The following is a 17,010-nucleotide window of genomic DNA, read 5'->3' as shown; positions in this document are numbered from 1 at the left end:
TGGAGACAAGCGCAATCGGCGTCGAGGGTATTCCCGTTCAGGCGGGGCGCGGTCTACGCGGCACGTAGCGCGGGATGTAGCGGGCCAGCATCCCGGCGCCGAACAAGCCGAACAGCCCCATGACACCGCTAGCGAACGAGATGGAGACGAGGGCGGTCAGCAGCGACACGAACAGCGGAGCGGCCGCCTGCCCGGCGTCGGCGGAGAAGCGCCACGCTCCCAGGAACGCCGCTGGCCGGTCCTTCGGCGCGAGGTCCGCGCCGAGCGTCATCACGATGCCCGACCCGACGCCGTTCGCCACCGACAGGAACAGGGAGACACCGACGTACCAGGCGACCGGCGACCCCAGGTCGTGCGAGAAGGCGAGCACGAGGAAGCCGAGGCCGAGGCCCAGCATCGACGGGATGGCGCTCCACATCCGCCCGAAACGGTCCATGATCTGGCCGCTCGAGTAGAACAGTGCGAAGTCGACCGCGCCCGCGATGCCGATGATCAGCGCGGTGTTCGACTCGCTGATGCCGATGGATACGGCCCAGAGCGGCATCAGCACGGTCCGCGCGGAGCGCACAGCGGCCACGAGCGACACCCCGGCGCCCATGCGGGCGAGCACCTCCCGGAACGACCAGATGGTGCGGAAGAGCCCGTGCGTCCGCTCCTCGGCATCCTCCTCGCCCGTGGTCACCTGTGCACCGGCCGCGTCGGAGACCCGCTGCGACGGACCGAACATCTTCTCCGGGTCGGGAAGAGCGATCAGCACGATCACCGACCCGAGGCAGCTGACGATGAAGATCCAGAACACCGACTGCGTCGAGCCGGTGGCGGCGATGACCGCCGAGGCGATGAGCGGCCCGATGAACCAGCCGCCACGGAAAATGCCACCGAGCGTGGAAAGCGCCCGGGCGCGGTACCGCGCAGGCACGTAGGTCGTCATGAACGCATGACGGGCGAGCGCGAACACTGCGGTCGCGACGCCGACCACGAAGATCCCGCCGGTCAGTACCCAGTAGTTCGGCGACAGCAGGCAGACGACCACGCCGGCGATCGCCACGACCGCAGCGCCGATCATCGAGGTGCGCTCGCCGAAGCGGGAGACCACCCAGCCGCTCGGGATGTCACCGGCCAGTTCGCCCAGCATCACCATGGACGCGATGAAGCCGGCCATCGCCAGTCCCGCGCCGAGATTGCCCGCGGCGACCGGGATGATCGGGATGATCGCTCCCTCGCCGATGGAGAAGAGCAGCGTCGGCAGGAAGGCGGCGAGAGCGACGGAGCGGAAACTGAAGGGGCGCTCGTCGGAAGTCATGTCGTTAACACCGTACAACTTTCTCGTGGGGGACCGACCGCGCCTGCCCTGCGACCGCCCGGTAGGCTGGAAGGCGACATGATCGAACTCGACCTCTCCTCCCAGATCGCGGACCTGCGCTCCACCTTCTCCGACATCACCGAGGTGGTGGATGTCCCGCGGCTCCGTGCAGATATTGCGGACCTCAACGAGCAGGCCGGCGTGCCGGACCTCTGGGACGACACGGACAACGCGCAGAAGGTCACCAGCGCGCTCAGCCACCGCCAGTCGGAGCTCGCGCGGATCACCGCCATCGAACGGCGGCTCGACGACCTCGAGGTGCTGGTCGAGCTGGCAAACGAAGCGGAGGACGAGGAGTCGGCCGCCGAGGCCCGCGCCGAGCTCCAGTCGCTGCAGGCGGCCCTCGGCGAGCTCGAGGTGCAGACGCTCCTCAGCGGCGAGTACGACGACCGCTCGGCGATCGTCACCATCCGTTCCGGTGCGGGCGGCGACGACGCCACCGACTTCGCCGAGATGCTCATGCGCATGTACCTGCGCTGGGCGGAGCGTCACAAGTACCCCGTGAAGGTGATGGACACGTCCTACGCCGAGGGCGCCGGCATCAAGTCCGCGACGTTCGAGGTCGCTTCCCCCTACGCGTTCGGCACCCTGTCGGTCGAGGCCGGCACGCACCGCCTCGCGCGGATCAGCCCGTTCGGCTCGGCCGACAAGCGCCAGACCTCCTTCGCCGCGGTCGAGGTCATTCCGCTGATGGAGGAGGCGACCGCTGTCGAGGTCCCCGAGGGTGACATCCGGATCGACGTCTTCCGTTCCTCCGGTCCAGGCGGCCAGTCGGTCAACACGACCGACTCCGCGGTCCGCATCACCCACCTCCCGACCGGCATCGTCGTCTCGATGCAGAACGAGAAGTCGCAGATCCAGAACCGCGCGGCCGCCATGCGCGTGCTGCAGACCCGCCTGCTCCTTCTGCAGAAGGAAGAGGAGGCCGCCAAGAAGAAGGAACTCGCCGGCACCATCACGGCGAGCTGGGGCGACCAGATGCGCTCCTACTTCCTCTACGGTCAGCAACTGGTCAAGGACCTCCGCACCGGCTACGAGTCCGGAAACCCGAGCTCCGTGTTCGACGGCGACCTCGACGGCTTCATCGCCGCCGGCATCCGCTGGCGCGCCGGCAACAAGTCGGACGACTGAATCTTGCCGACCTGAACCGGAGGAGTCCCTTTCGACGAGGGAGGAGTCTCGAGCGACGCGCCGAGCGGACGCAGGGAAAGGAGGACCGGAGCGCCGATGTAGCCCGGTGATCCTCCCGATCCGGCGGCGCGACGAGATCCCTCGGACGCATGGGCTACTCGCACCGGACGTCCAACGGGCTGTCAGGCTTGGCGTGCCCGGGCATGTCGTTACTGCGGATCGCGGCCGGACTGCCTAGTCTCATAGGGTCATGATCCGGTTCGAACACGTATCCAAGCAGTACTCGGGCACGGCGCGCCCGGCGCTGAACGGCATCAACCTGGAAGTGCTGCGCGGAGAGTTCGTCTTCCTCGTCGGCGCCTCGGGTTCCGGCAAGTCCAGCTGCCTGCGCCTCATCCTCAAAGAGGAGAAGCCGACCAAGGGGAAGATCCACGTCCTCGGGCAGGACCTCGGCTCGATCTCGTCGCGCAAGGTGCCGTACTTCCGCCGCAACATCGGCGTGGTCTTCCAGGACTTCCGCCTGCTTCCCAACAAGACGGTCTTCCAGAACGTCGCCTTCACCCTCCAGGTGATCGGGAAGTCGCGCGGCTTCATCCAGGAGGCCGTGCCGGATGTGCTGAAGATGGTCGGCCTCGACGGCAAGGCCCAGCGCCTGCCGCACGAACTCTCCGGCGGTGAGCAGCAGCGCGTCGCGATCGCACGCGCAGTCGTGAACAAGCCGCAGGTGCTGCTCGCCGACGAGCCCACCGGAAACCTGGACCCCGCAACGAGCGCCGGCATCATGGCCACGCTCGAGCGCATCAACGCCGGCGGCACCACGGTGATCATGGCCACCCACGAAGCGGCCATCGTCGACCAGATGAAGCGCCGTGTCATCGAGTTGGTGGGCGGTCAGATCGTCCGCGACGAACGGCACGGCGGCTACGGCTTCACGGCAGCGGTTCCGATCGCGCAGCCCCTGGAGCGCGAGGAGCCCGTCCCTGTGGCGGCGCCGGTCCCTGTGTCGGCGCCCGCCCACGTCGGAGGAATCGCCGCGCATCGGGCCGCTCCGGCCGAGGCGCCGATGACCCGGCCGCATGCCCCCACGTCCGTGCCGACCGCGCCCGTCGCAGTGCCGCAGCAGACGGCGCCCGTGCAGCCGCTGCCGCCCCAGCAGCAGCCGGTGCAGCAGACTGCACAGCAGCAGCCGGTCCCGCCCGCTCCCGCCTCCGAGGAGCTGCCGGAGCACCTGAACTTCACCGCCAACCTCGACCTGAGCGGACTGCGCGAGGGCGCCGACCGCCAGGGCGACCAGAATGTGGGGCCGACGAAATGAGATTCGGACTCATCTGGTCGGAGGTCGGCAATGGCCTCCGCCGCAACCTCTCCATGGTGGTCTCCGTCGTCCTGGTGACGTTCATCTCGCTCACCTTCGTGGGCACCGCCGTCCTGCTGCAGATGCAGATCGGCCAGATGAAGACGTACTGGTACGACCGCGCCCAGGTCGCCGTCTACATGTGCACGCAGACGGATGCGTGCCCGACGGGCACCGCGACCGACCAGTCCATCGAGGCGGTCAAGAAGCAGCTGCAGTCGCCGGAGCTCGCTCCGTACATCCAGAAGTTCTACTTCCAGAACCAGCAGCAGGGCTACGAGCAGTTCAAGCAGCAGTTCAAGGGCAACCAGATCGCCGACTTCGTCACGCCGGACATGATCCCGCAGACGTTCTGGGTGAACCTGAAGGACCCGAACAACTCGGCAGTACTGACTGAGACGCTCTCCGGTTCGGCCGGTGTGCAGAGCGTGGTCGACCAGCGGAGCTACCTGGATCAGATCTTCAGCATCCTGAATGCGGCCAGTTTGACGGCCATCGGCGTCGCCGCGATCATGCTGATCGCTGCGGTGCTCCTGATCGCCACCACCATCCGGCTCTCCGCCTTCTCCCGAAGGCGGGAGATCGGGATCATGCGGCTGGTGGGAGCGTCGAATCGGTTCATCCAGACCCCCTTCATCATCGAGGGCGTGATCGCCGCGCTGATCGGGTCGATTCTGGCCTCCGTGGTGCTGGCCGTCGGGGTGCAGTTCTTCGTGCGCGGATACCTGAGCCAACGCATCCAGTCGATCAACTTCGTCGGGATGGACCAGGCGTGGCTCGTCATCCCGATCCTCATCGTCATCGGGGTGCTGCTCGCGGCGGCGTCCGCGAACTTCGCCATCCGTCGCTACCTGCGGGTCTGAGCCTCGCGCTCGTAGGTCGGGCGAGCCCGAAAGCCTCCAGGAGGCGATAGACTGGTCCGCTGCCCGGCATCGTGCCGGGCGGCTTCCCGTGTCGATGTCAGGAGTGTGCTGTGCCGAAGGAACGTGGCCAGAAGGTCGTGGCCACCAATCGCCGCGCGCGCCACGACTACACCATCGAGGACACCTTCGAGGCGGGTCTGGTGCTCACCGGGACCGAGGTGAAGTCGCTGCGACTGGGACGAGCGTCGCTGGTCGACGGCTACGCCTTCGTCGACGGCGGTGAAGCGTGGCTCGACGCCGTGCACATTCCCGAGTACGCGGACGGCACCTGGAACAACCATGCCCCGCGCCGCAAGCGCAAGCTGCTGCTCCACAAGGCGCAGATCCTGAAGATCGAGAACAAGGTCAAGCAGGGCGGCTACACGATCATCCCGCTGTCGATCTACTTCAACGACGGCCGCGCAAAAGTCGAGATCGCGGTGGCCAAGGGTAAGCGCGAGTACGACAAGCGCCAGGCGCTGCGCGAGCGCCAGGACAACCGCGAGGCGCAGCGCGCCATGTCCACCCAGCGCCACTTGGGGGAGTGACAGACTGGAGTTCATGGACTCCACCGCTCAGCGCATCCCGATCGCAGGCACGTACAACTTCCGGGATGTCGGCGGCTACCGGACCGAGGGCGGCGTGACGCGCCCGGGCAAGCTGTTCCGCGCGGACGCACTCGGCGGACTCGGGGAGGCGGGGCGCCAGGGGCTGCACGAACTCGGCGTCCGCATCGTCATCGACCTGCGCGACGACTTCGAGGTGCAGGCGCGCCCCGACGATCTGGAGGGACTGGACGTGGAGGTGCTGTCACTCCCTGTCTTCGAAGGCTCCGGCGCCTCGGCGTCGACGGTGGGAGCGACGATCGTGCACATGTACGAGAAGATCGTCTTCGAGCACACGGGCGTGATCGCGCGGGCGCTGCGCGAGATCGCGGACACCGGCGACGAGCCGGTCGTCGTCCACTGCACCGCCGGCAAGGATCGCACCGGGATCGTGATCGCGCTCGCCCTTCTGGCCGTCGGAGTCGATCGTGAGACCGTCGTCGCCGACTACGCGCTGACGGAGGCGAACCTCGAGGGACCCTGGCTGGAGGGGATGGTGGAGCTCATCCGCGGATACGGTGTGGAGGTCACCCCCGACCTGCGCATCATCCTCGGCGGAAGCCCTCCGGAGGCGCTTGCGACGACGATCGACCGGGTCGAGCAGCGGTACGGAAGCGTTCGGCAGTACCTCCTCGGCGCGGGTCTCGACGAGTTCGAGCTGGCGAAGCTCCGCTCGGTGCTCATCGAGCCGGCGTGAGGACCTCGCATTTCACCGGCCGCACATTCTCATCGGACGCATAACAGCCTCACAGCACGGATGCGGCTGAAGGCTGCTTTCATGTGAGCATGAGCAACACCCAGCCGACCGAGCCGCTGCCTCCTCGCCAGGAGCCGCCCGTTCCGCCGGGCGCTCACGGCGTTCCGACTCACGGTGCTCCGAGCGGGGCGTATGGCCGTGGCCCCATCGCTGCGACCACCGAACCTTTCTACAAGCGCCACGGGCTCGCCTTCGCGATCTCGACGCTGGTGCTCTCGATCGTCGTCCTGCTGGGGCTTGTGACGGCCGGCGGTTTCGCGGTCGCCAGCGTGGTGGCGCGCGTGGGGGAGCGGGTCATTTCGCACAGCGTCCCGCATCAGCCGGGAATGCCCGGCGTGCCGGGGATGCCCGGTCGCCCGGGCGACGGAGGCGGGGGCGGCGGCAAGAGCGGCCCACCGCAGGGCGGAGGAACTCAGAAAGGTCAGGTGGTGGCGCGCGGCACCATCGCCTCGCTCTCCGGTGACACCTGGACCATCGACCGGCCGGGTGGTTCCTCGGTGGAGGTGACCGTGGACGCCCAGACGGCGTTCGGCGTGCCTGGGCAGTCGGCGTCGAAGTCCGACTTCGCGACCGGTGATGAGGTCATCGTCATCGGAACGCGTTCGGATGGGCAGTTGACGGCCACTCGCATCCTCAAGTTGGACGCCTTCCCGACGCGTCCGCCGTCGACCCCTGGAGCCCCGCAGACGCCCGGGTCATAGCCTCCGCGCAGCGGCAAACGAATAATGGACCGCGCAACGGTGTTGTATGATGAGAAGCTCGCCGCGGAAGCGGTGGGATCTGTATCTGCACAATTCAACAGCGCGTGACAGCGACCGGCCAGACGGCCGCGCATGGGGATGATCGGTTTCGACATTGTCTGCGTGACTGTGAGAAGCGGGTCGAGGATGCATGGTTATCTCGTTAACGATCCATGCGAAAAAATAAGTGCCAATAACAACAGCACTGTCTCGGCCAAGGCCGACTTCGCCCTCGCGGCGTAAGTTCACCTCCGCCATTTAAGAGACCGTCAGTCCGGGAATTGTTCCCTACCCGGATCCTGGCGTCAGCTAGGGGACTTGCTTCTGCGTTGCGTATGAGGGCGCAGAGGGACTTCCACTGATACTGGGCCCGTCGGAGTAGATGCCAGCGACAAATTCCGGGGCCGAGAAAGCGAACTCCACTGGCTACGCCCGTAGAAGGCACATGACCACAGCAGTGGACGGGGGTTCGATTCCCCCCATCTCCACCATCAGGTCGCTGTCACGCGTTGTTCAGACCGTGTAATTCGCGGTCGTCGCGAATAGTGCGCCGCACTTCCAGAACGGAGTGGACGGGTCATGCGCCAACGAGTGCGGCCGCGTCGAGATCGCAGTCGATCGTGGGCGTGGTCCTTGATGGCAATCGGGGCGGCGCTTGCCGTTGGGGCTGTCGCCGCTGCAGGCCTTCACTGGGGTGAGCTCGCCCCTCTGCTGATCGCTGGTCCGCTCCTGATGGTCGCCGCGATGGCGAGGCTCTCTTACCCGTCTCGGTCGGCGCGAGACGGCGTCGACGATCGAGCGGACGGGTGATGTCAGCCGCGTAGTGGCCGACAGCCTTGAGAACGAACGCGTCCCACTGAATGCAGTCTTCCGGCCGGCTGTTCTGATGCTGCGCTCAGTTGTCCGGCCGGTAGCCGCTGGTCGCCTGCTCGTAGGTGGTGTGCGGCCGTTTCGGATACGAGACCGCGGGCGGCGGGACGTCCGCATGCTCGAGCGCGGTGAGCACCAACTGCTCGACGAGGTGGGCTGCGTTGGTATTGCGCCGTCGAGCGATGCGGACGAGCGCTGCGTAGGCCGGCTCGTCGAGGTGAATCCGCAACGGGATCCCGCCGGGGGCGTGGCCCGGGCCGAGCGTGGTCCCTCCGATGTGCTCCGCATCTGTCATGGGGCGATTGTGCAATACGGATGTTGCCTGCGGCTAGGCAGTAGTCGCTCAAGCGCGCGTCCTGAGCGAGCGTCGCAGAAGTGTGTGTTGCCGAGCCGCAGGGTGGGGGTGCATCATGCGGGCGAAAGCTCAACAAGCGATGCGCTGGACTCGGGAACTATCGGCAGCCGAGGATATCCGGCGCCTCGCGCCGGTCGGCTCGCGGGGGTGGGCCGGCCGGCTCCCTCACGGGCCGGTGGCCGCCGGGCCGTTCGTCCGCGGGAAGGCGGCTGGCATGCGCCGAGGTCCCGGGGGAGAGCCGATGAACGAGCAGACCTTCCTGGCGTTGCTGCTCTATCCGGACGAGTCGCGGGAGGCATTCAGCGTGCTGCTGCCGCTTGAGGGCACCAGGCCGCCCGGGTTGCTCCGCACGTCGGCCACGTTCGAGGGTGCGCGGGCGGTAGAGGTGTTCCGCCTCGCGGATGCCAGCTCGTGGCCGGAGGCGGCGGCGTACGTCTACGAGGAGACCCTTCCGGGCACCGTGCGGGACGGTGTGGCGGTCGAGCAGGTGCCGATGCCGGATGACTGAGTCCCCGCGGTTTCGCTTATATCGGGCAGATATCAGGTTATTCGCTGCACCTTCAGGTAGGCGGCCATCAGGCCTGCCATCGTCCAGCTGACCAGACTGCCGACCAGGAACTCCTCCGCCTTCGATCCCCGTCGCCCATCCGCGCTGATCTCCGGAAACCGGACGATGCCCTTCGCGGCGAGCAGCCCGACGATGACGGCCTCCGCCCCGACCAGGGCGAGAGCGACGATCAGGATGCGCTCGAGCGGACCGATCACCCGTCCGCCTCGCAAAGCCGCCGCGGGTGCCGCGGTGTCCACGACTCCCACGGGCTCGCAGGGCTGCGCAGCCTCCACGACGGAGCCGACCTCTCGGGAGCGGAAGGTGATGGACCAGCGGCGCTCAGGCTGCAGGTCGACCGGCTCATCCGACGTCACGGTTCGCCCGAAGGCCGCTCGGCAGACCACATTCGCCGTGCGCGTCAGGATGAGCGCGGCCGCGGCCGCCGCGAGGGCGAGCGACAGCGACACGGGAAGGCCGGCGCCGGTCGTGTAGCTTGCGAACGCGCGCGCGGCCGCTGCGTCGCCGTCGGTCGGGCGCTCGGAGACCACGGCGACCGCGACGACGGTGACGGCCAGGATCGCCGCCGTCAAAAAGGTGGTGTGCCCTCGGCCGCGCAGGAAGCGGCTCTCGGCCCACAGCCACACCAGCCCGTACAGCGCGATGGCGGCGGCCCACGCGGGAGGGGTCGCGACGAACACCGCGCCGGCGACGGGTAGCGCGACAGCGACCACGCACGCAGCCCAGCGAGCGGCGAGGGACCCCGCCGCTGGACTCGTAGGTCGCCGCAGCTTCGCGAGTCCGATCACGATGTCGATCGCGGCGATCGTCAGCAGCAGGATGGCCGAGATCATGTCGCCGCCTTCCGGAAGAGTTCGATGCCGGCCTCCAGAGCGATCGCCCCCGATCGGTGCAGCGTCTGCGAGACGGCGGGCTGGGCGATCCGTTCCTGTTGGGCGAGTTCCGTCTGGGTGCGCCCCTCGAGCAGTCCCGCCGCGAGGCGCCGCTCGCGGGCCTTCATACGCCCGATGGTGTGATCTCGCTGGAGGAGCAGTGCGTTCGCCGCCGCGGTGAGGGAGGAGTCTTCGGCGACGAACCAGGTCCGGACGGACGGCTGCCCCCGATCCTGACGTCGGTGCGCGGTGACGATCGCCTCTCGGGCACGCCACCAGGCGGACCCGTCCTGGATGGCGTTGCCGTCCCGTCCCGGCTCGATCTCGGTTGCTTCTCCTACACCGAGTCCGAATCGGCAGTCGAGTCCCTCGGGCAGACTCAGCCGCACCAGCGCGATGGCGCCCAGTGCGGCCCCTAGGTCGGGGTAGCGCGCCTGGAATTCGTCGCCGACGGTGGCCCACAGGGACTCCTCCGGAGGGAAACTCCGGTCGGCGCGGGCGAAGACGGCGCGAATCTCGTCTTGCGCGGCGGACCTGTTTGCGAGGTCGCGGGAGCCCACGATGTCGGTGATCAGCGCGACAGTGACGTTCATCTCTTCACAATATCGCTTATAACGCTCGAATATAAGTAGATTTGCGCTGCAGGCGTGAATTCACTGCTGGGCTCGCATCCAGTCCAGGGCGACGCCGAGTGCGGTCAACACCGAGACGTGACCGTCGCGCGGACGGATCCACAGCTCCGCATGGGGCAGTCGCTCCAGCAGGGCGGCGGCGTGGGTGGCAGGCACTACACGGTCGGCGCCGCCCTGGACGAGAAGCACGGGGGAACGCACCGCCCGCAGTTCGATGCCCCACGGTGATACGTAGGCGACATCGTCGTCCGCTTCTCCGACCGGGCCCTCGGCCGCCCCGAGGCCGGCGTCGGTTCCGAGCGCTGCCCACGCGCCGCTCAGCGTCTCGTAGTCACGCGCGGTGAACGAGTCCGGTTCGAACTCGGCCGTCTCGGCGTAGGCCAGTCGGGCCTGTCGCCCGGCGAGAGCGGACTGCAGGCCGCCCGGATCGGCCATTCCGGAGAACCAGTCGGGGGAGCGATCGAAGGGCGCGAGCCCGGCGAAGGTAACCACGGCGGCGGCACGATCAGCCGCCAGCGCCGCCAGGGCGAGGGCGTGCGGCCCGCCACCGGACGCGCCAGCGGTCAGAAAGCCGCCCACACCAAGGGCATCGAGGACAGCGAGCACGTCCGTGGCTGCGTCCGCCACCGAGCGCTCGGGCCGGGCGCTGGACCCGGGATAGCCGGGCCGCGCCACGGAGATCACCCGCAGTCCGCGCGACGCGGCCTCCACCGCTATCGGCTCGATCACCGCGCCGGTCTGCGGCGTGCCGTGGTGCCAGACCAGCACGGGTGCGTCCGCGGCGCCGCCGGTGTCGAAGTATCGGACGTCGCGACCGTCGGCCGTCCGGAGTCGCTGCGCACCCGTCATGGGCGCCAGCCCTCCAGCTCGGCGAGCAGTCCCTGCTTCCGCTCCGGTGAGGCGAACGACGCCTCGATGGAGGTGCGCGCGAATCGCCGTGCCTGCTCCTCGTCCAGCCCGAGGGCATCCCGGACCGCCGTGAAGTTCTGCCCGGCGTAGCCACCGAAGTAGGCGGGGTCGTCCGAGTTGATCGTCACCGGAACGCCTGCCGCATCCAGTCGCAGCAGAGGATGGTCGCGCAGGTCGGGCGTCGCCCGCAGCCGAACGTTCGAGAGCGGGCACACGGTGAGCGGGATGCGCTCCTCGGCCAGCCGCGCGACCAGGTCGGCGTCCTCGATGGAGCGGATGCCGTGGTCGATCCGCTCCGCGTGGAGCAGGTCGAGCGCCTCCCGGATGTACGCAGGCGGGCCCTCCTCGCCGGCGTGTGCGACGGCATGCAGGCCTGCGGCACGCGCCCTCGCGTAGACGCCCTCGAAGAGCGACGGGGGATAGCCGACCTCGGCCGAGTCGAGGCCGACGCCGATGATCCGATCGGTCCGCGTCAGTCCGACGGTCAGGGCCTTCTCCGCGGAGGCGACCGGCTGGTCGCGCAAGAAGCACAGGATGAGCGCCCCCGTCATCCCGAGATCGCGCTCGGCCTCGTCGAGGGCGTCGCCGATGCCGTCGACCACGTCGTCGAAGGCGACACCGCGCGCGGTGTGCGCCTGCGGGTCGAAGAACAGCTCGACATGGCGGACGCCCTGCGCGTGCGCCCGGCGCAGGTAGCGGCGGGTCAGCTCCGCGAAGTCGTCGCGGGTCAGCAGGACGGCCATGGTCGCGTAGTAGAGATCGAGGAAGGACTGCAGGTCGTCGAAGTCGTACTGCGCCGCCAGCTCTTCCACGCTGCCGTACGGCAGCTCGACGCCGTTGCGCGCGGCCAGCTCGAACGCGAGCTCCGGCTCCAGCGTGCCCTCGATGTGGAGGTGCAGCTCGGCTTTCGGCAGGGCGTGCAGGGCTTCGTCGGTGAGGGTGCCGTGGGTCATGGCTACGATCCTGCCACCGACGGGCGACAGCGGGCGGTGGGCGCGGCGCCGCCACGTCAGTCGACGCGCAGCAGGATCTTTCCACGGTGCGCGGACGACTCCATCCGCCGGTGGGCGGCCGGCGCATCCTCGAGCGGGAACACCGAGTCGATGACCGGGTGGATGCGGCCATCGGCCAACAGCGGCCAGACGTGCTCGCGCACGGAGGCGATGATCGCGGTCCGCTCGGCGAGCGGGCGCGCCCGCAGCGTGGTCCCGTACAGGGACGCTCGCTTGCGCATCAGGAGGCCCATGTCGACGGAGGCGGGCTCGCGGTCGCGGACGGCGATCGACAGGATGCGGCCCCCGGTCGCCAGAGCGTCCAGATCGCGGGCGATGTAGGCGCCGCCGACGATGTCCAGCACGACGTCGACTCCGCGTCCGTCGGTGAACGCGCGCGCAGCCTCCACGAAGTCCTGCTCGCGGTAGTTCACGGCGGCCTGGGCCCCGAGCTCGCGGCAGAAGGCGGCCTTGTCGTCGCTGCCCGCCGTGGCGATGACGTCCGCGCCGATGGCGCGCCCGAGCTGGATGGCCATGGAGCCGATCCCGCTGGAGCCGCCGTGCACGAGCAACGCCTCACCCGCTGCCAGCCGGCCGAGGTCGAACACGTTCGACCAGACGGTCGCCGTCACTTCCGGCAGCCCCGCGGCTTCCACCAGGTCGACGGTCTCGGGCACGGGGAGGACCAGGCCGGCGTCGACGGTCACCAGCTCGGCATAGCCTCCGCCGGGAATCAGCGCGCAGACCCGATCGCCGATCTGCCACTCCTGCACGTCCGAGCCGAGTGCGTCGATCGTGCCGGAGACCTCGAGGCCGGGCCACTCCGGGGCGCCGGCCGGCGCCGGGTAGAACCCGCGCCGCTGGCTGAGGTCGGCCCCGTTGAGTCCGGCAGCGACGACGCGGATGCGGACCTCGTTCGCGGCCGGGACCGGGTCCGGCCGCTCAGCGAGCTCCAGAACATCCGCGTCTCCGGGCTGCGATACCGCCACCACGCGCATCAGGAGCGCCCCACCCGCTGCGGACGCGCGCCCCGGTCGGAGCGGCGGCCGAGCACATCCCGCACCCTCACCTTGCTCGAGTACTCGATCGAGCCGTAACGGAACAGCCGCACGGCGATCCGCAGCACGATGAAAGCCAGCACGAAGAGCTCGAGGATGATGATGATCGCCTGCCACAGCGGCAACGAACCGAACGCGTTCAGGATGAGCGCGGTGATCGGCGCTGTGTACGGGAAGTACGCGAGTATCTGCACGACCGGCGACTGCGGCGAGCTGACCGCGAAGCCCGAGGCGTAGAGCGGGATGACGACCGCGAAGACCACGACCGAGAACACCGGTGCGGCATCCTTCGCCGTCGGCATGACTGCCCCGACCGCCACCAGGGTGCCGGTGAAGAGCGCGAACCCGCCGATCAGGATGAGCGTGCCCACGATCATCTTCTGCGGATCGAAGACCAGCCCGCTCAGGTCGAGGCTGGAGAGCTGCAGCTGATCTCGGAAGAACAGGTAGCCGATGAGCATGGGCAGCGCGAAGACCGCGAGTTGGATGATGCCGATCGCGAACAGCGAGATCACCTTGCCGAGCAGCAGGTTGGTCGGGTTGATCGTGGTCAGGATCATCTCGGTGACGCGGTTCTCCTTCTCCTCGAGCGTCGAGTTCAGCATCTGGTTGCCGAGGAAGACGATGACGATGAAAAACGCCGCGAGGAAGACGAGCGCCGGGAGGATCGCCTCGAAGCCGGGCGCGACTTTGCCGTTCGCGAAGGTCGTGGTGTTCGTCTTCACGTCGCCGCGGAGCACGGAGACCGTGACCGGGTCGTTGACGGTGTGCTCGACGCTCGCCGACAGCAGCGACTCGGCGACCGCGGAGTACTTGCTGTTCTGGAAGACCCCGGCATCCTCGCCGTAGACGCGGATCGTCTGCTTCGCCGGGTCCGCCGGGTAAGCGAAGTAGGCGGGTGTTCCGCCGATCTGCACCTCCTCGACGCCCTCCGCGTCGGAGGCGACCTGGGTGCCGCCGTACTGTTTCGCGAGGGTCGAATCGACCAGCCCGGACGCATCCGAGTACAGGAACTCGAACCGGGCGTTCTTCTGTTGGTCGGCGGTGTTCGCCGTCGAGACGTTGGATGCGATGATCAGGCCGCCCAGACCGAAGACGAGGATCGGGATGATCAGCGTGATCGCCCAGAACCGTCGCTTCGTGATCGTGCGGCGGAACTCGAAACCGATGACGGTGCTGAGGTTGTGACGGGCCACGGTCAGTCCTCCTGGCTCTCGGCGCCGTAGACCTCGACGAAGATGTCGTCGAGCGATTTGCGTGTCGGGGCGAAGCGGGACACCCGCACGCCCGCATCCACCAGGTCGCGCAGGATGGCGGCGGTGTCGGCGCCCTCGCGCGGCTCCAGCTGGGCCCGCCCGGCGGTGTCCGCCAGCACCCGATAGGCGGGCGAGAGCGGGATCGCACCGTCGTGGTCGACGTGCACGATCGTGCCGCCGAACTGCTCCTGCACCTGCTCGACCGTTCCGAACGCGCGCGCCGTGCCGTCCTTCAGCAGGATGACCCGGTCGCAGAGGCGCTCGACCTCCTCCATCTGATGGGTCACCATCATCACCGTGGAGCCGGCCCGCTTCTGGTCGTCGATGATGTCCATCAGCAGCCGCCGGTTCACCGGGTCGAAACCTTTGGTCGGTTCGTCGAGGATGAGCAGCTCCGGGTCGTTCATGATCGTGACGCCGAGCTGGACCTTCTGCTGCTGTCCGCCGGAGAGCTTGTCGAGCCGCACCTTCTCCTTGTCGCCGATTCCGACGCGTTCCAGGTAGTCGCGCGACCACCGCCTCGCCGGTTCGGCGCCGAGACCCTTGAGTCGGCCGAAGTAGACCATGACGTCGATCACGGACTCCTTCTTGTACAGTCCGCGCTCCTCGGGCAGGTAGCCGAGTCGCTCGCCGGCCTCCGGGCTGAAGGGGCGGCCGTCGATGTGGAGCACGCCGGCCGTCGGCTGGTAGATGCCGAGTAGCGCCCGGATGGTCGTCGTCTTGCCGGAGCCGTTGCTGCCCAGGAAGCCGAACGTCTCGCCGCGTTCGATGTCGAAGGACAGGTCGCGAATCACGGTCGTGCGGCCGAAGTCCATGCGGAAGCCGGCGATGTGGACCAGCGGCTCCGTCGTCGTTCCGGGTGTCGATGCGCTCACCCGAGCCAGCCTAGGGGCAGGAGTGCGGACGCGGGAGGGCGACCCGCGCGCTCGGGCCGGGGCCGCTCAGTGCAGGCTCGCTCACGCCAGCGCGTCGAGCAGTGCCGCGTGGATGGCGCCGTTGGAGGCGAGCGATGACCCGTTGCCCGGGCCGGGGGTGCCGTCGACCGAGGTGAACGTGCCGCCGGCCTCCTCGACGATGGGGATGAGCGCGGCGAGGTCGTAGGTCTTCACGCCGAACTCGCCCACCGCATCCAGCAACCCCTCGGCGAGCAGCATGTACGACCACATGTCGCCGTACGCGCGGTCGCGCCACACCCTTCGGGTGAGGGCGATGAGCCGGTCCAGGTAGCCGGCGGCATCCCACTGCGCGATGCTCTGGAAGCTGAGGGAGGCATGCTCCAGGTCGGCGACCCCGGAGACCCGCAGCGGGCGCGGCTCGGCGCCGACCGCGTCCGTCGTCCACGCCCCGCTGCCGGCAGCCGCCCACCAGCGGCGGCCGAGGGCGGGGGAGCTGACCACGCCGATACGCGGCACGCCGTCCACCGCCAGGGCGATGAGGGTGCCCCAGACCGGCACGCCACGGAGATAGTTCGCGGTGCCGTCGATCGGGTCGATGATCCACTGGCGCGTTGCGTCGCCTTCCGTGCCGTACTCCTCGCCGAGGATGCCGTCGTCGGGCCGTTCAGCCGCGAGGGCCTCCCGAATGGCGCGCTCGACGGCCAAATCAGCCTCGGTCACCGGGGAGCGGTCCGGTTTCGTCTCGACGTGGAGGTCACGGTCGCGGAAGCGGCTCGCAGAGATCTGGTCGGCGGTGTCGGCGAGTCGCAGGGCCAGTTCGAGGTCGGCCGCAAGAGGAAGCGATGCAGCGGTGTCGGTCACAACGTCGAGCCTAGCGGGCGGGCTTGGCAGCGGGTGCCGCGGAGGGTACCTGTGGAGGCATGCGGAGAATCATGTATGCGGGGACGGCTTTTTACACCGGCGATGCGCTTGCGGAGGCGCTGCTCGAGTACGCGCGTGCTCTCGCCCGGCACAACATCGCCGACACCGTGTTCGTGCCCGGCAGGACGACGCAGGGCGAGATCGACACGATCGAGCTGCTCCTCGGCCCGGCCAGCCAGATCGTCAGCGAGCCCATCGAGCTCATCGGCGGCGAAGTGGAGGACGCCGACCTCGTGAAGAGGCTCAACGAACTGACCGCCGAGCTGGCGCCCCGGAAGCCTTCCGCCGAGCGTTTCGACGAAGGAGCCGGGGCGACCGGCACCGACGGCCGCCCCGGCTTCAACGACCTCTACTGAGGTCGTCTTCGTTCAGCGCGCATGGACACCGACCCCTAGGGGGATGGGGGTCGACATTGGTCCCAGGCGTGCGGGACGTTCACTGAGTTCGCCGTCCTCACCGGTCACGACCAGGCCGTGGGAGCCGGCGGCCGACTCGGCCAGCCGCTCCACCCACTCACGGTTGATCGCGGGTACACGGGAGCCGTCGAACTTGAAATAGATCGGGATGCTGGGGTCGAGCCAGATGGCGCTGCGGCCGTCGCCCACCTCGGGGGAGTCGCGCCATGACATGGCGAACGACTCGCGTCTTCGGAGCTTGTTGACGATGACGATCTGAAGATGGGCCAGCAGCCGATCTTCGAACTCGATGACGATGGAATCGTACGTGAGTGTCCCCATGGTGTGCTCCCTCGGTTGAGCCAAGCCAGCTCCTCGGTCGGGGCACCGGTACTCTCATTGTGATCCTGTTTGCGCACGAAAGATACCTCCGG

The 17,010-nt window shown here is 68.4% G+C and carries 19 protein-coding genes and 1 other RNA gene; 9 read left to right on the top strand and 11 right to left on the bottom strand.

Going from position 1 to position 17,010, the window contains the following annotated elements:
• Positions 1 to 37 precede the first annotated feature (37 nt).
• On the bottom strand, positions 38 to 1,303 hold the full coding sequence (locus AB4079_RS14565) for an MFS transporter (RefSeq protein ID WP_441788030.1): 1,266 nt from the start codon (positions 1,301 to 1,303) through the stop codon (positions 38 to 40).
• Positions 1,304 to 1,381: 78 nt separating this feature from the next.
• Between AB4079_RS14565 and prfB the strand changes: the two genes are divergently transcribed.
• From prfB to ssrA, 7 genes are all read left to right on the top strand, one after another.
• Positions 1,382 to 2,494, top strand: coding sequence for a peptide chain release factor 2 (prfB, locus tag AB4079_RS14560; RefSeq protein WP_441788029.1), 1,113 nt, complete (start codon positions 1,382 to 1,384; stop codon positions 2,492 to 2,494).
• A 250-nt stretch (positions 2,495 to 2,744) separates the two neighbouring features.
• Positions 2,745 to 3,809, top strand: coding sequence for a cell division ATP-binding protein FtsE (gene ftsE / locus AB4079_RS14555; RefSeq protein WP_441788028.1), 1,065 nt, complete (start codon positions 2,745 to 2,747; stop codon positions 3,807 to 3,809).
• On the top strand, positions 3,806 to 4,711 hold the full coding sequence (gene ftsX / locus AB4079_RS14550) for a permease-like cell division protein FtsX (protein WP_441788027.1): 906 nt from the start codon (positions 3,806 to 3,808) through the stop codon (positions 4,709 to 4,711). The genes ftsE and ftsX overlap by 4 nt, the downstream gene beginning before the upstream one ends.
• A gap of 110 nt (positions 4,712 to 4,821) precedes the next feature.
• On the top strand, positions 4,822 to 5,298 hold the full coding sequence (gene smpB, locus AB4079_RS14545; protein WP_441788026.1) for an SsrA-binding protein SmpB: 477 nt from the start codon (positions 4,822 to 4,824) through the stop codon (positions 5,296 to 5,298).
• A 13-nt stretch (positions 5,299 to 5,311) separates the two neighbouring features.
• The gene (locus AB4079_RS14540) at positions 5,312 to 6,052 is read left to right on the top strand and encodes a tyrosine-protein phosphatase (RefSeq protein ID WP_441788025.1); all 741 of its coding nucleotides are present in this window, start codon (positions 5,312 to 5,314) and stop codon (positions 6,050 to 6,052) included.
• An 89-nt stretch (positions 6,053 to 6,141) separates the two neighbouring features.
• The gene (locus AB4079_RS14535; RefSeq protein WP_441788024.1) at positions 6,142 to 6,813 is read left to right on the top strand and encodes a DUF5666 domain-containing protein; all 672 of its coding nucleotides are present in this window, start codon (positions 6,142 to 6,144) and stop codon (positions 6,811 to 6,813) included.
• Positions 6,814 to 6,947: 134 nt separating this feature from the next.
• Positions 6,948 to 7,343, top strand: a transfer-messenger RNA (tmRNA) gene (ssrA, locus tag AB4079_RS14530).
• Positions 7,344 to 7,747: 404 nt separating this feature from the next.
• Here the strand turns inward: ssrA and AB4079_RS14525 are convergent.
• Complete coding sequence (locus tag AB4079_RS14525; RefSeq protein WP_441788023.1) at positions 7,748 to 8,017, bottom strand: hypothetical protein; 270 nt, start codon at positions 8,015 to 8,017, stop codon at positions 7,748 to 7,750.
• Positions 8,018 to 8,318: 301 nt separating this feature from the next.
• Between AB4079_RS14525 and AB4079_RS14520 the strand changes: the two genes are divergently transcribed.
• Entirely contained in the window at positions 8,319 to 8,585 is a 267-nt protein-coding gene (locus AB4079_RS14520) for a hypothetical protein (protein ID WP_441788022.1), read from the top strand.
• Positions 8,586 to 8,617: 32 nt separating this feature from the next.
• Here the strand turns inward: AB4079_RS14520 and AB4079_RS14515 are convergent, their stop codons facing one another.
• The 8 genes from AB4079_RS14515 to AB4079_RS14480 all read right to left on the bottom strand — a co-directional run bounded on the left by AB4079_RS14515 (position 8,618) and on the right by AB4079_RS14480 (position 16,121).
• Entirely contained in the window at positions 8,618 to 9,478 is an 861-nt protein-coding gene (locus tag AB4079_RS14515; RefSeq protein ID WP_441788021.1) for a hypothetical protein, read from the bottom strand.
• Positions 9,475 to 10,110 carry a SatD family protein gene (locus AB4079_RS14510; protein WP_441788020.1) on the bottom strand — a complete coding sequence of 212 codons (636 nt, stop codon included), beginning with the start codon at positions 10,108 to 10,110 and terminating at the stop codon, positions 9,475 to 9,477. The genes AB4079_RS14515 and AB4079_RS14510 overlap by 4 nt, the downstream gene beginning before the upstream one ends.
• Before the next feature lie 60 nt (positions 10,111 to 10,170).
• On the bottom strand, positions 10,171 to 10,998 hold the full coding sequence (locus tag AB4079_RS14505) for an alpha/beta fold hydrolase (protein WP_441788019.1): 828 nt from the start codon (positions 10,996 to 10,998) through the stop codon (positions 10,171 to 10,173).
• A complete protein-coding gene (locus AB4079_RS14500) occupies positions 10,995 to 12,011 on the bottom strand; it encodes an adenosine deaminase (protein ID WP_441788018.1) in 1,017 nt (338 codons plus the stop codon). Before AB4079_RS14500 ends, AB4079_RS14505 begins: the two co-directional genes overlap by 4 nt.
• Before the next feature lie 56 nt (positions 12,012 to 12,067).
• Complete coding sequence (locus AB4079_RS14495; RefSeq protein WP_441788017.1) at positions 12,068 to 13,048, bottom strand: NAD(P)H-quinone oxidoreductase; 981 nt, start codon at positions 13,046 to 13,048, stop codon at positions 12,068 to 12,070.
• On the bottom strand, positions 13,048 to 14,304 hold the full coding sequence (locus AB4079_RS14490; protein ID WP_441788016.1) for an ABC transporter permease: 1,257 nt from the start codon (positions 14,302 to 14,304) through the stop codon (positions 13,048 to 13,050). The genes AB4079_RS14495 and AB4079_RS14490 overlap by 1 nt, the downstream gene beginning before the upstream one ends.
• Before the next feature lie 2 nt (positions 14,305 to 14,306).
• Complete coding sequence (locus tag AB4079_RS14485) at positions 14,307 to 15,239, bottom strand: ABC transporter ATP-binding protein (protein WP_441788015.1); 933 nt, start codon at positions 15,237 to 15,239, stop codon at positions 14,307 to 14,309.
• 81 nt (positions 15,240 to 15,320) lie between these two features.
• Complete coding sequence (locus AB4079_RS14480; RefSeq protein ID WP_441788014.1) at positions 15,321 to 16,121, bottom strand: inositol monophosphatase family protein; 801 nt, start codon at positions 16,119 to 16,121, stop codon at positions 15,321 to 15,323.
• A 59-nt stretch (positions 16,122 to 16,180) separates the two neighbouring features.
• Here AB4079_RS14480 and AB4079_RS14475 point away from each other — a divergent pair, with 59 nt between their 5' ends.
• The gene (locus AB4079_RS14475; RefSeq protein ID WP_441788013.1) at positions 16,181 to 16,537 is read left to right on the top strand and encodes a hypothetical protein; all 357 of its coding nucleotides are present in this window, start codon (positions 16,181 to 16,183) and stop codon (positions 16,535 to 16,537) included.
• A gap of 12 nt (positions 16,538 to 16,549) precedes the next feature.
• On the opposite strand, the gene AB4079_RS14470 is transcribed toward AB4079_RS14475, so the two are convergent.
• Positions 16,550 to 16,918, bottom strand: a complete 369-nt coding sequence (locus tag AB4079_RS14470; protein ID WP_441788012.1) for a DUF7882 family protein — start codon at positions 16,916 to 16,918, stop codon at positions 16,550 to 16,552.
• Between the last annotated feature and the right edge of the window lie 92 nt (positions 16,919 to 17,010).

The sequence above is a fragment of the Leifsonia sp. 2MCAF36 genome (genome assembly GCF_052115525.1).
Lineage (GTDB): Bacteria > Actinomycetota > Actinomycetes > Actinomycetales > Microbacteriaceae > Leifsonia.
The sequence above is the reverse complement of the archived record's forward strand: the minus strand, read 5'-3'. Positions and strand labels throughout refer to the sequence as shown.

Bases quoted from the DNA above. Each gene is read 5' to 3' on its own strand.
- AB4079_RS14565 (WP_441788030.1), bottom strand. From the start codon at position 1,303: ATGACTTCCGACGAGCGCCCCTTCAGTTTCCGCTCCGTCGCTCTCGCC.
- prfB (WP_441788029.1), top strand. From the start codon at position 1,382: ATGATCGAACTCGACCTCTCCTCCCAGATCGCGGACCTGCGCTCCACC.
- ftsE (WP_441788028.1), top strand. From the start codon at position 2,745: ATGATCCGGTTCGAACACGTATCCAAGCAGTACTCGGGCACGGCGCGC.
- ftsX (WP_441788027.1), top strand. From the start codon at position 3,806: ATGAGATTCGGACTCATCTGGTCGGAGGTCGGCAATGGCCTCCGCCGC.
- AB4079_RS14540 (WP_441788025.1), top strand. From the start codon at position 5,312: ATGGACTCCACCGCTCAGCGCATCCCGATCGCAGGCACGTACAACTTC.
- AB4079_RS14535 (WP_441788024.1), top strand. From the start codon at position 6,142: ATGAGCAACACCCAGCCGACCGAGCCGCTGCCTCCTCGCCAGGAGCCG.
- AB4079_RS14525 (WP_441788023.1), bottom strand. From the start codon at position 8,017: ATGACAGATGCGGAGCACATCGGAGGGACCACGCTCGGCCCGGGCCAC.
- AB4079_RS14520 (WP_441788022.1), top strand. From the start codon at position 8,319: ATGAACGAGCAGACCTTCCTGGCGTTGCTGCTCTATCCGGACGAGTCG.
- AB4079_RS14515 (WP_441788021.1), bottom strand. From the start codon at position 9,478: ATGATCTCGGCCATCCTGCTGCTGACGATCGCCGCGATCGACATCGTG.
- AB4079_RS14510 (WP_441788020.1), bottom strand. From the start codon at position 10,110: ATGAACGTCACTGTCGCGCTGATCACCGACATCGTGGGCTCCCGCGAC.
- AB4079_RS14505 (WP_441788019.1), bottom strand. From the start codon at position 10,998: ATGACGGGTGCGCAGCGACTCCGGACGGCCGACGGTCGCGACGTCCGA.
- AB4079_RS14500 (WP_441788018.1), bottom strand. From the start codon at position 12,011: ATGACCCACGGCACCCTCACCGACGAAGCCCTGCACGCCCTGCCGAAA.
- AB4079_RS14495 (WP_441788017.1), bottom strand. From the start codon at position 13,048: ATGCGCGTGGTGGCGGTATCGCAGCCCGGAGACGCGGATGTTCTGGAG.
- AB4079_RS14475 (WP_441788013.1), top strand. From the start codon at position 16,181: ATGCGGAGAATCATGTATGCGGGGACGGCTTTTTACACCGGCGATGCG.
- AB4079_RS14470 (WP_441788012.1), bottom strand. From the start codon at position 16,918: ATGGGGACACTCACGTACGATTCCATCGTCATCGAGTTCGAAGATCGG.